The sequence below is a fragment of the Sporomusa malonica genome, assembly GCF_900176355.1.
GTDB lineage: Bacteria > Bacillota > Negativicutes > Sporomusales > Sporomusaceae > Sporomusa > Sporomusa malonica.
Genome location: NZ_FWXI01000008.1, coordinates 94,304 through 107,527, shown reverse-complemented (window position 1 = coordinate 107,527; position 13,224 = coordinate 94,304). Strand labels below are relative to the sequence as shown.

The window sequence follows — 13,224 nt, the reverse complement described above, 5'->3', positions numbered from 1 at the left end:
AATTTAATTTGACATATTACAACTGGTATAATATAGTGAATTGTGCATGACACTACAAAAGGGTGCAAAATAGCATCCTTTTGTTCATTATAGGGAGGACAATCATTTTATATGGAACGCAAAGACTTACGTAATATTGCCATTATTGCCCACGTTGACCACGGTAAAACGACCCTGGTTGATGCCATGCTTAAACAAAGTAATGTATTTCGCGCCAATGAGCATGTAGCTGAACGAGTTATGGATTCTAACGACCTTGAACGCGAGCGCGGTATTACCATCTTGTCAAAGAACACCGCAGTAATGTATCACGACACCAAGATTAACATTGTTGATACCCCTGGCCACGCTGACTTTGGCGGTGAGGTTGAGCGGGTACTCAATATGGTCGACGGCGTACTGTTATTAGTTGACGCTTTTGAAGGCCCCATGCCTCAGACGAAGTATGTTCTAAGAAAAGCGCTGGAACAAAAACTTAAGCCGATTGTAGTTATTAATAAAATTGACCGCCCTGACCAGCGGGTAGAAGATGTTGTTGATGAAGTGCTAGAACTGTTCATTGAGCTTGAAGCCACTGATGAGCAGCTTGATTTCCCGGTTGTGTATGCTGCAGCCAGGGAAGGTGTTGCCAAGATGGCTATGGCTGACGATAGCGATAATCTACAGCCGTTATTTGATTGTATCGAGAAGACCATTCCTGCTCCACGCGGTGAGATTGACGGACCGCTCCAGGTTATGATTACTACTCTTGACTATGACGATTACGTCGGCCGGATTGCCATTGGCCGGGTTGTTAGAGGACGTATTACTGGGGGGCAAAATGTTGTTCTTCTCAACGGCGAGACTGAAAGTAAAGCCAGGATTGGTAAGTTATATATATACGAAGGCTTAAAACGTACTGAGGTCAAAGACGCGGCATTAGGCGATATCATTGCGATGATTGGCCTTGAATCAGTCAATATTGGTGATACGGTGGCTGACACCGAAAATCCAGAGGCATTGCCTACCATTAGAATTGATGAGCCAACGTTGGCTATGACTTTTGCTGTAAATACCAGCCCTTTTGCCGGACGCGAAGGGCAGTTTGTTACATCCCGTCATATTCGCGACCGCCTGTTCCGTGAGGCGGAAACCAATGTTAGCTTGCGCGTTAGTGAGACAGATAGCGCAGATTCTTTTGAGGTGGCCGGACGGGGCGAATTGCATTTATCAATTCTTATTGAGACAATGCGGCGCGAGGGCTATGAGCTACAAATTGGCAAACCACAGGTAATCTATAAACAAATTAACGGCAAGCGTTGCGAGCCGATGGAGTTTTTAACAATTGATGTGCCGCAGGAATTTATGGGCGCAGTTATGGAAGCCCTGGGTACCCGGCGGGCTGAACTTGTCAATATGATCGAACTGGCCGGATATTTGCGGATGGAATTCATTGTTCCGGCCCGCGGCCTGATTGGCTTTAGATCAGAGTTCCTGACAAATACTAAAGGCAACGGCATTATGCACCACGTCTTCCATGGCTATGTTCCATATAAAGGCGATATTCCTGGCCGTACCCGGGGAGCATTGGTTGCGTTTGAGGACGGCGAAACTACTGGTTATGGCATCAACAGTATACAGGACCGAGGCATTATGTTTGTTGTTCCTGGCCAGGCAGTATATCAAGGCATGATTGTAGGGGAAAATGCCCGCGAGATGGATATGGATGTCAACCCCTGCAAGAAAAAGCATGTTACTAACATGCGGGCCAGCGGTACAGACGATGCTGTCCGCTTGACACCGCCAAGGATTTTGAGTCTTGAACAGGCGCTTGAATATATCAATGAAGATGAGGCTGTGGAAGTTACACCGCAAAGCATCAGGCTGCGCAAGGCTACTTTGGACAGACATATACGCGGACGCGAACGCAAGAAAGACGCATAATAATGTAATAGAGTAGGAAAAAACGAGATTGCTTCACATACGTTTACAATGACTAAAGGCGAGAGATTCTCCCTGCGCATTGCGAGCGGTAGCGTGGCAATCTCGTTTCCATAATTTTATTGAGAGTCCAGGGGTAACCATGGCATTGTTATCATTGCTCCAACAGGCACTTACTCATGGGGATCTGCGGCGGCTGCGAAGAATGCCAGTTATAGGCTTGATTTAAGGGGGGGCGGGGATTTTTGTCTATTGCTAATAGTATAAAAGTCCTAGCTTACTAGGATTTTTCGCTCTATTTTTTCATTTAAATGAATCTTCGCCTTGGGCTGGCAGGAATTAGCATGAAACATGTCGAATATCTCCCAGAAATTGGAGTAATATCCCATGGGAGGCGTTAATTATGGCCCTTGGATTAATTGATAAAATAACAAATTTTTTAATACCGGTCGATGAAGAAGTGACGGCACCTGACAAGGCGGAATTGCCTGCTGCGAAAGAAGCGGCGGCACAAGATAATGAGCGTCGCCCTAAACTTAAAGTACATAGTCAGTCAGCGGGGAATTTAAAAGTAATTGTTGATTTACCAACAGATTTCGACGATGTACAGGCTTATGCCGATTACTTAAGAAACAGTGTTGCAGTTGTTGTCAATTATCAGCAGGTAGATATTGCTACTCAGCAGCGGATGAGTGATTTCTTAAACGGCGTATGTTATGTCCTGGGTGGGAGTGTGCAGCTTATTTCAGAACAGGTGGTACTTTACGCCTACGCCAATATTGAAGTGGATAAAAAAATTTTTTCCTATTCAGTTCCCACCTATGTGCGGGTAAAGAACGACTAGATAATGGGCTGCGCAGCTGCAAAACAGTTGCATAGCCTTTTTTATTTGGTACATCTTAAATTCAGAATGGTGCTTAAAGAAAAGGAGGTCCCAATTGAGAATTCTAGTTGTCGAGGATGAAAAAACACTGAGGGAAGCTGTCACCGATGTCCTCAGTGAAGAAAATTATCTGGTTGATGGTGTTGGCACAGGTGATGAGGGGTTATACCTGGCTGAACAGGGGATCCATGATTTGCTGATTTTAGATATTATGCTGCCCGAATTAAACGGCCTGGAAATCGTAAAGCGTCTGAGGAACAAGGGAGATTCTACGCCTATTTTACTCTTAACTGCCAAAGATAGTTTAGAGGATAAGGTGACAGGGCTGAATAGCGGCGCCGATGATTACCTTGTTAAACCCTTTGCCGTACCTGAGCTGTTGGCCAGAGTAAAAGCTCTGCTGCGCCGCCGCGGGAATGTTGGGCAGGAGGGAGAGATTGCTTATCATGATATTGTCATCAATAGTAAACTCAAACAAGCCTCAGTTGGCGAGCAGCCTCTTGATTTGACGCTCAAAGAGTTCGAGCTATTGGAGTTTTTTGTATTAAATAGTGAGCAGATCCTGACACGAGAGCAGATCTTTGATCGTATCTGGGGGTTTGAATCTGAGACAACAGGTGGTATTGTTGATTTATATGTGCATTATCTAAGAAAAAAACTAGCGCCCTATGGCAAAGATACCCTCATTAATACAGTGCGCGGCGCTGGGTTTATGTTGAAGGAGAAATAGCTTGTGTTTACCAGAACACTCCGGAAACTGACTGTGTTAAACTCAGTTGTTGTAATACTTATTTTCTTAGCTTTTGGTGCCACTCTTTATTCTTATGTGCGGTCCCAGTTATTCAATAATATTGACAATGCCATGCGGGATCGGATCAGTTCTTTTCGGGTTGTTAACGGCCGGCCTGAGATTAATATGAGACGTACAATATTCTTTGATCCGCGTGTTATTGTTTTGCTGCGGGACGGCAATGGTCAGGTGATCAGCCTTACTCCTTTTTCCTCAGACGAGGTGGAGAACATTAAGACACTGGCTATTCTGTCGGAAAGCGGCAGCCTTACTGTGAAGAATTTTGCTGGGCACATTTACAGAGTACTTTGCCTGCCTTACCCCCATGATGAGAATATACTATTTAGGTCAGATGGCAGTAAGCTGGAGATTCAGGAAATTATTGCAGTGAGTATCGTTGACTCAGAGGTCTCCATGCTGCGGCATCTGCTGATCATTATTGCTGCAGGTCTATTTGCCGGTATAGTGGTCATTGGTTTAGCTGGGTATTATCTGGCACGCTTGGCACTTGTGCCAATTCAAACTGCCTGGGAGCGACAGCAACAGTTTGTGGCTGATGCCTCCCATGAGCTGCGAACGCCGCTTGCCGTAGTTAAAACCAACGCTGAACTGATGCTGCGTCATCCCGAAAACACTGTCGAACAGGAGAGCGCGCGCGTTACTAACATACTTAGGGAAGCCATACGCATGAATAAGCTTGTTTCTACTCTACTTACGCTGGCAAGAGCCGACGCCAACCAGCTAGAGTTGCAGCTGAAGCCTGTTGTGATTAATGAAGTGATTGAGACAGTCGTTGAACAGTTCCGTCCTCTTGTTGAACTCAAAGGCTTAGAGCTTAGTGTAAGCGTAGAACCGCAGCTTGAGATGACAGCTGACCGTGAGCGCCTGCACCAGCTGCTGGTGATCTTGCTCGATAATGCGCTAAAATATACGGCACCACCAGGCAGGATTACTCTTACTTGTTCCAAGTTGCAAAATCAGATTGGGCTAAAAGTGGAGGATACGGGCTGTGGTATAGTTCCTGAGGACTTGCCCCGTGTTTTTGATCGTTTCTTTCGCGGTGACAAGGCTCGTCATCGGGAGACCGGGGGCGCTGGTCTCGGATTATCAATAGCGCAGTGGATTGTCGAAAAACATGGCGGCAAGATTCGGGTTGAAAGCTCACCTGGAGTAGGGACCCAGTTCTACATTACTCTGCCTGCAAAAAAATAAGATATAATCGCAAACCCAAAACAGCAGCGTCCGTGTCGGATGCTGCTGTTTTGATTAATAAAGAAGATGGCCTTGTCATATACTTCATTGAAGCCTTAGGGGATGAGATCAGATATTTTTGATGAAGGGAAGGGGTTGTATGAAAGGATTTAAGCAAAAGACAGGCAAGTTTGGCTCTTTAGTCAGCTTACTTGCACTTAGTGCGATGTGGGTACTGTTTGCCGTTAATTTACCCGTATTTTGGAATTCAACTTCGGGGCAAATATTTGCCGGTTTCTGGGCTGTCTTTTCACTAATTATGTTTGCTGCACATTGCGTTCGTCTTGCGGAACGTCAGATGCGGCATTTGCCCATGGCGCCGCTCATGGCAGGGCCGAAAGATGCCCGCACCCGGAAGGATATCCGAATGGTGCGGGCAATGCGGGGTTAGTTGCTTTGGTGCTAACAGACTTTACCTGGGTTTAATATATTCTTCGGATCAAATGTTTTCTTTATGTTTCTTAGCAATCCTATATGTTCAGTACCTAGTGAGCAGGCCAAATAGGGTTGTTTTGCGTGGCCGATACCATGTTCACCGGAGACTTGCCCGCCTAATTCTGCGGCTTTGTCATACATACTCTGCATAGCGGCCTCGAGCTTGTTCTCCCACTCTTCTTTGGCAAGGGTATCTCGCAGCACATAGATATGCAAGTTACCGTCACCTGCATGTCCGAAGCTTTGAATACGAACATTCAGCTTATCCTGCAAGCCCCGGGAGAATTTAACAAACTCTGCAATTTTGTTACGAGGTACAACAACATCACATTCATCCATTTCGGTAGTGGAGGCTTTGATTGCTTCAAGAAAAGCCCCTCTGGCCGACCAGATGGATTGCTGTCTTTCTGGGGTATTAGAGATGTAGACATCATGTGCGCCAGCGTCAAGACAAATATGGGCGATGCGTTCATAAGCCTTCTCTAACTCTTCATTACTATTACCATCAAAGGTAAGTAATAAATAGGCATCTGCTGATGTATCAGGAAATTTTTTGCCTAAGAACTCTTCGGCCGCTAGAATTACCTCACGCTCCATGAATTCAACTGCAGTTGGAATAGATTTTGACTTTATTATTTTTGGCACTGTTTCAATAGCCTGACCGAGATCAGAGAACGGTATTAACAGGCTTAACGCCTTTTTAGGCAGTGGCAGCAATCTTAGAATGGCTTTAGTAACAAACCCCAGCGTTCCTTCGGAGCCAACGATTAACTCCTTAAGACTGTAACCCGAACTATTCTTTACATTTTTACCGCCTAATTGAATTACTTCACCATGGGGCAGCACCACTTCGAGTCCACGCACGTAATCCCTGGTAACTCCGTATTTGACAGCACGCATACCGCCCGCGTTTGTACTGATATTGCCGCCAATTGTGGCGCTTTTTTCACCGGGATCAGGTGGGTAGAGAAAATCATGCCTTTCAACATAGGCAGATAATTCCATTAAAAGCACACCAGGTTCTACCGTTATTGTCAGGTTTTCATCATCAAGTTCGAGAATTTTATTCATTCGTACTGTGCTCAGCATGATTCCGCCATACAGGGCAACAGAACCGCCTACCAAACCGGTTCCCTGTCCCCGGGGGGTGACGGGAATATTATTGTCATATGCGTATTTCATTATTTGTGATACTTCCTCGGTTGTTAGTACCTCGACAACAACCTCAGGATAGCTTCTTACCATACTTAATTCATCGCGACTGTAGATTTCTGGAACCTCTTTTCCGCTAAATACACGTTTGGTGCCACAGAGAGAAACTAAAAAGTCGATGTCTTTTTCATCAAGCTTTTTATAGGTCACACCACCAGCTCCTAACTGAGAGATTTTTTAGTCTACCAGAATTTATAACGCAATTCTGTTGACATAAGAACGACTAAAGCTTCTGCCGGCGTCCTGAGGGACTTGGCACAAGCCAAGTCTTTTCTTACGATTAACGGGTATCCTCAAGAATTTCGATCAGTCTTGGAATTATTTCAAATAGATCACCAACAATCCCATAGTGAGAGATGTTGAAGATCGGAGCATTTTCATCATTGTTGATTGCTATAATCAAATCAGCTTTATCCATACCGGCGACGAATTGAATGGCACCTGATACACCGCAAGCAATGATCAATTTGGGTTTTACTGTTCTGCCGCTAAGTCCAATTTGCAGCCTGGCATCTGCCAATCCTGCTTCAATTAGTGGTCTGGTTACGGCAACCATACCTCCGAGAATTTCAGCTAGCTTATTAATCATGTCTAAATCTTTTTGATTTTTAATTGCGCGGCCGGCAACGATAATTATCTCAGCATCTTCGACACTGCGGACTTTCTCTTTATTTTTTACATGTAACACTTTGATTCGCGACTGCAGCGCCTGCGGCGCGATTTCGCACAGCGTAACTTTTCCGGTCGGTTGGGGAACTTTGTCTGCGAATGAGAATACTTTATATCTGACTGTTGCAAACTGCGGGCGATGGTTAGGGGTATATATATGGGCCATGATGTTGCCGCCGAAAGCAGGGCGGATTTGGGCCAAATTAGTATCTTCATCTACGTCCAGTATCGTGCAATCGGCTGTCAGGCCGGTACCGAAACGTGCAGCAACCCTGGGCGCCAAAGAACGACCTAGATTAGTACTGCCTACTAAGACGATAGTAGGCTTTTGCTTTTTAATAAAATCCTCAAATACCGCAGTATACGGTTCAATTCTAAAATCCTTTAACTCAGGATCATCATAAACAAACACTTCGTCTACACCGTAGGCAAGTAGCTTTTGGGCAGCCTCGCTTACATTGTGACCGATACACAGGCAATAGACAGGGTGCTTGATTTTGGCTGCAAGTTCTTTTGCTTTTCCAACAAGCTCATAGGTAACAGGGTGGATATTGCCCTGGGTATGGTCGACGTAGACTGTGAGGCCGCGCCATAAGGTTTTGTCAATTTCCTCAACTTTTTCCTCATGACAAGTAAATACCCCATGGGGACCTTTTTTGACACATACATTACACATCTTACAAGCGGCATTAATAGAAAGATACTGATTGTCATACTCTATGGCACCAAATGGACAGATTTTAATTAAATCCTCTGGATTTGCAACTAAGTCTTGTCTAATTATAATTTTGGACATTGCCGTCCTCCTAAATCAGCTTGAATTCGTGCAGCTTATTTTTAAGTTTATTTGCTATTTCGTCAGCGGTGCCATTCCAAATTTCTTTGTCAATAATGGATTCGGGAGTGAAAATTCGTAACACCCTGGTTGGAGAGCCATTCAGGCCGTATTTTAGCTCGTTCTGGTCGGTAAAGTCCTTCAACCCGTAAAAAGGTATCTCTTTATCTTTGGTTTTTAGTTTCAATTTGAAAGAAGGCAGGCGGGGCGGAAATATACCTTTTTCAACGGTAATAAGACACGGGAATAATACCTCGACGGTTTCAACTGTATTAGTCATATCCATCTCAACAACAATGGATTGTTGTTTGACCTCTATGATCTTGCTGACATACGCCACGTGCGGAATATCCAAGAATTCCGCTAATTCAGGACCGACTTGAGCTGTATCGCCATCGGTAGTTTGTTTTCCACAGATAATTAGATCGAATTTGCCTAATTTATGCAGACCCTGGGACAGCGTATAAGACGTTGCCAATACGTCGGCACCAGCAAACTTTCTATCTGTTAACAGAACCCCGCTATCGGCTCCCATCATGAATGCTTCCTGAATAATTACGGCCGACTGGGGAGGCCCCATGCTTACCACCTGTACGGTCGCTCCGTTTTGTTCTTTAATCCGCAACGCTGTCTCTACGGCGTATAAATCGTAAGGGTTCATTTTTGAATCTACCCCTTCCCGTTTCAGGACGCCGGTCTCTTTATCTACCTCCACTTCGGTAGTGCCTGGAACTTGCTTAATACATACGACAATATTCAAGAAAAAAACCTCCCTGTTTAACAGACAATGGGCTGTGCAGGTTACAATTGTTCTTAAATATAGCATGAAGCTAGATCGGTTACCTTATACTTGATATTGAGAAATGTAGCAAGCTAGCCAAATAAAAAAAGCGTCCCAGGTAAGTGGGTCGCTTCGAGTGGGTCAATGAATTAAGCTATTGATGCCAATACATCTGCAAGATTATTTAACATATTATCAAGGTCTTCACGGGTAATAACAAGTGGTGGCTGGAAGGCCATAACATTTCTATCTGGGCCATTTTTGCCGATGAGGAACCCACGGTTTTTCATTTGTTCCAGGATCGTATCAAGCTGCTGTGACGCAGGCGTTTTGTCAGGGTTAACCAGTTCAGCACCAAGCATGAGGCCGTGGCCGCGAATATCACCGATGATAGGATGTTTCTTCTGAAGCTCAACCAGACCACGCTTCAGGTAGTTGCCAAGTTCTGCAGCCCGTTCGGGTAAGTTGTACTTGGTTAGTACCTCGATGGTAGCCAGGGCGGCGGTAGAGGTTACCGGGTTGCCGCCAAGTGTTGACGCGCCTGGGCGGGTGTATTTATCGGCAATCTCAGGGCGGGACGTAAATGCGCCGACTGGGGTGCCATTACCCAAGGCTTTGGCCATGGTCATGATATCAGGTTCAACACCATAGTTTTCAATGGCAAACATTTTGCCTGTACGGCCAAAACCTGTCTGGACTTCGTCAATAATAAGCAAAATATTATACTTATCAAGAATTTCTTTTACCCGTTTGAAATAGCCAGGCGGCGGGGTAATAATACCGCCATTACCCTGAATAGGTTCAGCGAAAAGGGCTGCTACCTGGCCGGAGGTGGCAGTCTTTATAACTGTTTCAATCTCATTGGCACAGGCCAAATCACATTCCGGATAGCGCTTGCCATAAGGACAGCGATAGCAATAAGCATTGGGAGCAAAGCTTATGCCGCCGACAGGGCTGGTATCAGTACGCCACATTGAAAGACCGGTAAGACTCATGGTTAGTTTGGTGCGGCCATGGAGCCCTTGGCGCAGGCTGATGAATTCCTGCTTACCAGTATAAATAGAGGCCAATAGAGCAGCGCCTTCGTTAGCTTCGGTGCCACTGCTGCAGAAAAAAGTTTTCTGCAGGCGGCCTGGAGTGAGTTGGGACAGGCGCTCGGCCAGATTAACAATGTTCTCAGTAAGATAGATGGCGCATGTGTGCTGCAGGGTGGTTACCTGGTCGCAGATGGCCTTAGTAATCTCAGGATGACAGTGGCCACAATTAACAACAGATACTCCGGCAAAACAATCAAGATATTGTTTGCCGGTATGGTCGTAGAGGTATTGCATTTCACCCTTGACTAATTGCATCGGCTCGGTATAAAAGTGATATACACAAGGAATAATGTATTCCTTCTTTTTACTGACTACTTCTTCAGGGCCAATATATTGATTACTGTTTACCTCAGTCATGATTTCACCTCTCAACTTGGTTCATACCGCTGTTTGCTTACTTATCTTGATATCCGGTAGCGGAAAGCGCCGATGCCCAATTCACGCGGGCTGGCAGCAGCTAGTTGTTCAATTAGGTTTTTGTCCAAAGTGTACCTGTCGTTGCTAGCGAGTTTGTCAAGTTCTTCCCGGTAGGTAGCCGTGACTAACCCGACTAGCTCTGGCGAATAATACTGACCTTCAATCCGGTAATGGCTGATTCCCGCACTCATAAGTGCTGGTAAATGGGGAAGCAGACAGAGGTCTTTGGCAAATAGAATGTGGTTACGGCAGTATTGATCAATTTTAATATCATGCCGTTCGCCGGCGCTGTCTAAGAGCGAATAGTTTTGCGTAGAGCACACATGATGGCAGGGGTGAGCGCTTGTTTCCTCAAGGACTGCTGAGGGCACACAATGGTCAAGCACCATAGCCTCAATTGCGCCATGGACAATCATCTCCAGCGGCAAATGACTGTTTTGAGCCATTTCCACGATTTGCTCATAGGTAGCTTCAAGAGAGATTGTAGCCTTGTTTGCACCGTTGGTTTTGAGCCAGGCGGTGGTGAGGTGATTGAACAAGTTAAACGAGAAGTCGGCCTGGACAGGCAGGTTTAAAGTATAGCGTGCCAGCCGCAGCATGCCGCTGTTCGAAACCATGATGCCATGTGGTTTAATGGTTTCAAGACTCGCAAAAAATTGCTCAAGCTCACTAGATTCGCGTTCCATAGTAACGCGTGGAGTAGTAACAATAACCTGTGCATTATATTTTTCAGCTGTGTGAACAGCAGTTTCAATGTCCTTTAAGGTCAGCGGGTTATTTGGTTTAAAAGCCTCACCGCCAATATAGGCAATATCTGCGCCGTTTTCAAAAGCGGCAGACAAAGCGTCAAGGCTGGCAACTCGTACTGCCAGGATGGGACGTTGGGTCAGGGGACGGTTTATTGACTCCTGCGTTGCAGTTGCGGCAGCACTTATTGTGGGAATGGCAGCGTTTGCCGTAAGCCCGGCTTCTTTGACTGCCTGGCTGAAAAAACGTGGTTCCCGCTCACCGGTATAGCCAATAGAACTGGCACCAGGATTGCCAAGGGCATAGCAGGTCGAGAAATCCCGGGAACGGTAATCATGGAGCTCTTGCCAGTCTGCTGTGTCAAAGGTATAGCCGGTAGGGTCGGCAATATAACGGTCAATCGCACGACGATATAGTTTTACAATCCTGCTGACAAAATCAGCCGTACGCATGCGGCCTTCAATTTTGAAAGAGCAGACACCAGCCTGAATGAGCTGAGGCAGGGCAGTATACATACACATGTCTTTCATCGCTAGTTTATAGGGGCCAGGGTCCTTGGTTGTTACCGCCTGACCAGTAGCGTTGTCAATCAGCTGAAAGGACCAGCGGCAAGGTTTTAGGCAGCGACCCCGATTTGAACTTTGCCCAAATACGATTCCAGAGTGGTAGCACTGGCCGCTGTGGGCTACACACATATCGCCATGGATAAAATATTCCAGTTCAATGCCTGTGCGCTCTTTAAGCAGCGTGAGCTGAGTTAAAGTCAATTCCCGGTTGGTTACTACCCGGGTTATACCGTAATCCATCAGGGCTTTAACAGAATGTTCATTGTGGGTATTCATCATAACCGAGGCATGCAGCGGGACTGTAATATTCATTTCCCGTGCCAGCTCGAGAATCGCCAGGTCTTGGACAATCAACGCATCAGGCTGAATTTGGTTTAACAGTTTGAGATAGTCGCGCATGCCGGGGATTTCCCGCTCGCTGAGTAGGTTATTGACAGTAACATAGAGGCGGACATTGTGTGAATGGGCGTATTTAACAGCCCGGGCCAGTTTTTCATCATCAAAGTTGGTATCTGTGCGGTGCAGGCGCATATTAAAGCGTTTGCCGCCAAGGTATACAGCATCAGCACCAGCAGCAACAGCGGCTTCAAGTACCTCCCAGGTACCGACCGGAGCTAAGAGCTCAACAGATTGCAGGGTTAATAGCATTTATTTCACTCCAGATTTTCTATAATAATTATTCAAATACTTCTTTAGCCTGTGCCAGCAGTGATTGAGGCAATTCAAGGCCTAAATTGGCTGCTACGAAAGCGTTAAGCTGAACCTCGGGATGATCAACAACGTCGACAGGTATATCGCCCGGGCCGGCACCTGCGAGTATCTGTGCCGCTTTGGCAGCACAGGCGCGACCCAGGTCATAGTGATTGGCTACAAGAGCGCCTAGCGCCCCTGAGGGAACATTGGGCGCGTGGGAGGTAATAATCGGTAGGTTGGCTGATTCGGCATAGTAGGCCACACTGGCGAAGTTTTCTTCAATCACCCGGCCAATGGGAAGAAACAGGGCATCAAGATCAGGAGTTAGTTTATCAGGTAAAGCAGACAAATCCTCAGGCTTGTCTGCCGGAAGGTCAACTAGCGTAAACATATTGCTGGCCGCTTGTTTGAAATTACTTACTTCCAGCAGGGCATTACTGTCACCAGTATGGTATAAAATACCGATAGTTTTGGCAGTAGGCAGAAGCTTGCTGATAAAAGCAGCTTTAGCTGCCGCCGGAACCATTCCGGCCACGCCGGTGGCTTTTCCGCCTGGCTTGTCCATAGTCTTCGCTAAGCCCACACCTACAGGGTCAAATACAGGTGTAAACACTACCGGGATATTAGCGTCTAATTTAACAGCCGCCTGAGCAGCCGGTGTTGAACAGGCAAAGATAAGGTCAACCCTTTGGTCAGCCAGTTTACTGGCAAGCTGAGGCAAATCGCCCAAAGCGCCATCCGCATTCAAGTAATGAAATTCCGCAGTAAGACCTTGCTCAGTCAGTCCAGCTTTAAAACCGTGGACCGCGTCATCTAGATTTTGCGTTAATTGTAAAATACCAATATGATGCAAGCGCACAACACCTCTGGTTTCTTTTTTATTACAGTTTCCACATTTAGTTGATTAATACCTGCCATAAAATTGACA

General features: G+C 46.0%; 11 protein-coding genes. 5 read left to right on the top strand and 6 right to left on the bottom strand.

Annotated elements, in window-relative coordinates:
- Positions 1-111: 111 nt before the first annotated feature.
- The 5 genes from typA to B9A22_RS11195 all read left to right on the top strand — a co-directional run bounded on the left by typA (position 112) and on the right by B9A22_RS11195 (position 5,235).
- Positions 112-1,923, top strand: a complete 1,812-nt coding sequence (gene typA / locus B9A22_RS11215; protein WP_084575815.1) for a translational GTPase TypA — start codon at positions 112-114, stop codon at positions 1,921-1,923.
- Positions 1,924-2,323: 400 nt separating this feature from the next.
- Complete coding sequence (locus B9A22_RS11210) at positions 2,324-2,764, top strand: cell division protein SepF (protein WP_084575814.1); 441 nt, start codon at positions 2,324-2,326, stop codon at positions 2,762-2,764.
- Positions 2,765-2,858: 94 nt separating this feature from the next.
- Positions 2,859-3,533, top strand: coding sequence for a response regulator transcription factor (locus B9A22_RS11205; RefSeq protein ID WP_084575813.1), 675 nt, complete (start codon positions 2,859-2,861; stop codon positions 3,531-3,533).
- Between the two features lie 3 nt (positions 3,534-3,536).
- Positions 3,537-4,805 (top strand): sensor histidine kinase, encoded by a 1,269-nt coding sequence (locus B9A22_RS11200; RefSeq protein WP_084575812.1) that lies wholly within the window; start codon positions 3,537-3,539, stop codon positions 4,803-4,805.
- 139 nt (positions 4,806-4,944) lie between these two features.
- Entirely contained in the window at positions 4,945-5,235 is a 291-nt protein-coding gene (locus tag B9A22_RS11195) for a hypothetical protein (RefSeq protein ID WP_084575811.1), read from the top strand.
- Between the two features lie 11 nt (positions 5,236-5,246).
- On the opposite strand, the gene B9A22_RS11190 is transcribed toward B9A22_RS11195, so the two are convergent.
- From B9A22_RS11190 to B9A22_RS11165, 6 genes are all read right to left on the bottom strand, one after another.
- A complete protein-coding gene (locus B9A22_RS11190; protein WP_084575810.1) occupies positions 5,247-6,641 on the bottom strand; it encodes an FAD-binding oxidoreductase in 1,395 nt (464 codons plus the stop codon).
- 130 nt (positions 6,642-6,771) lie between these two features.
- On the bottom strand, positions 6,772-7,956 hold the full coding sequence (locus B9A22_RS11185; protein WP_084575809.1) for an electron transfer flavoprotein subunit alpha/FixB family protein: 1,185 nt from the start codon (positions 7,954-7,956) through the stop codon (positions 6,772-6,774).
- A 10-nt stretch (positions 7,957-7,966) separates the two neighbouring features.
- Positions 7,967-8,755 carry an electron transfer flavoprotein subunit beta/FixA family protein gene (locus B9A22_RS11180; RefSeq protein WP_084575808.1) on the bottom strand — a complete coding sequence of 263 codons (789 nt, stop codon included), beginning with the start codon at positions 8,753-8,755 and terminating at the stop codon, positions 7,967-7,969.
- A gap of 170 nt (positions 8,756-8,925) precedes the next feature.
- Positions 8,926-10,230, bottom strand: a complete 1,305-nt coding sequence (locus tag B9A22_RS11175) for an aspartate aminotransferase family protein (protein WP_084575807.1) — start codon at positions 10,228-10,230, stop codon at positions 8,926-8,928.
- 41 nt (positions 10,231-10,271) lie between these two features.
- Positions 10,272-12,251, bottom strand: a complete 1,980-nt coding sequence (locus tag B9A22_RS11170) for a peptidase U32 family protein (protein WP_084575806.1) — start codon at positions 12,249-12,251, stop codon at positions 10,272-10,274.
- A 28-nt stretch (positions 12,252-12,279) separates the two neighbouring features.
- The gene (locus tag B9A22_RS11165) at positions 12,280-13,155 is read right to left on the bottom strand and encodes an ABC transporter substrate-binding protein (RefSeq protein ID WP_245823958.1); all 876 of its coding nucleotides are present in this window, start codon (positions 13,153-13,155) and stop codon (positions 12,280-12,282) included.
- Between the last annotated feature and the right edge of the window lie 69 nt (positions 13,156-13,224).

Coding starts and splice junctions, on each gene's coding strand:
- typA (WP_084575815.1), top strand. CDS start 112: ATGGAACGCAAAGACTTACGTAATATTGCCATTATTGCCCACGTTGAC.
- B9A22_RS11210 (WP_084575814.1), top strand. CDS start 2,324: ATGGCCCTTGGATTAATTGATAAAATAACAAATTTTTTAATACCGGTC.
- B9A22_RS11195 (WP_084575811.1), top strand. CDS start 4,945: ATGAAAGGATTTAAGCAAAAGACAGGCAAGTTTGGCTCTTTAGTCAGC.
- B9A22_RS11185 (WP_084575809.1), bottom strand. CDS start 7,956: ATGTCCAAAATTATAATTAGACAAGACTTAGTTGCAAATCCAGAGGAT.
- B9A22_RS11175 (WP_084575807.1), bottom strand. CDS start 10,230: ATGACTGAGGTAAACAGTAATCAATATATTGGCCCTGAAGAAGTAGTC.
- B9A22_RS11170 (WP_084575806.1), bottom strand. CDS start 12,251: ATGCTATTAACCCTGCAATCTGTTGAGCTCTTAGCTCCGGTCGGTACC.